This window comes from Candidatus Pantoea formicae (genome assembly GCF_011752625.1).
GTDB lineage: Bacteria > Pseudomonadota > Gammaproteobacteria > Enterobacterales > Enterobacteriaceae > Pantoea > Pantoea formicae.
Map to the genome: position 1 here is coordinate 1 of NZ_VWXD01000035.1, position 962 is coordinate 962.

Genomic DNA, 962 nt, shown 5'->3' on the forward strand with positions numbered 1-962 from the left:
GGAAGCCGCGCACGATGTCAGCGAGGGCGGTGATCTCCGGGGCGCGGCGATCGCCAAGTCGCCAACCGACCTGGAATGCTTCGTCGATGGCGGTGCGACGTGGTAGCTCAGCGCGCACCTGGTCGCCGAACTGCGTGATCGCATCTTCCCGGATGATGGCCTGCACGTTGATCCGGGTGTCGAAACCGGTTAGCACAACTCCGGCCCATCTCAACGCGTATTACCGCTAGATTTTCTCGACTCGATCCTGGTCGACCACGACCAGCGTCCGGCCGTGCTCGGTGAGCCGTGTGAAGACCTCGGTCAGCGCGGCCTCGTCGTTGGGCAACGGCTTGTCGTGCAGCCGCTTCCCAGCCCGGTCCAACGCGCAGGCGTGGTGCACCGACTTTCCCACGTCCAGGCCGCAGAACACCTCGAAGCCGGTGTTGTCGGATTCCGACAAGAAGGTCTCCTCGCTCGTCGCCGCAGGCCGACCTGGACACCCGCGCCGGCCGCCACGTTACGAGCAGACCACGCGAGCGGGTCAGGTCTCTATCAGCGGTCATGAGGGTCCTCCGGCCGCGACGACAACACCCCCCAGATCATCGAGCGACAGGGGCAACGAGTCATACCGCGGCCGGCGGCCTGCAAGCCCTCACCGGGCCTGATCAAGAAGGTAACGGGGGTGGATTAGAGGTGACAGGAGAAGTCGGAGTTCGGCGAGGGTGAGCGGGATGAGCACGTGGTCAGGTATTTTGGGGAGACCGCCGAGGTGACTGAGAGGTAGGTGTGGGCGAGCATCGCGAGGGTGGTGTGGCGGTACCAGGCGTCGTAACGGCGGACCTGGTAGTGGTCGAGGCCGACCTCGCCTTTGGCGGTCTGGAAGCACTCCTCGATCGCCCAGCGGGTGCGCCTCCGGCAGCGCAGGAACCGGCACCGCCGCGACCGCCGGGGGCGGCACCGCCGCAGGTGGCGGCGTTGCT

Annotated in this window: 1 protein-coding gene and 2 pseudogenes; all 3 read right to left on the reverse strand. The window is 66.6% G+C overall.

Annotated elements, in window-relative coordinates:
• On the reverse strand, positions 1-196 hold a 196-nt coding region (locus tag F3J38_RS27720), incomplete at its 3' end, for a hypothetical protein (protein WP_205298441.1).
• A 51-nt stretch (positions 197-247) separates the two neighbouring features.
• A pseudogene (locus F3J38_RS27725) lies at positions 248-442 on the reverse strand (IS110 family transposase); the annotation flags it as partial.
• Between the two features lie 227 nt (positions 443-669).
• A pseudogene (locus F3J38_RS28245) lies at positions 670-962 on the reverse strand (hypothetical protein); the annotation flags it as partial.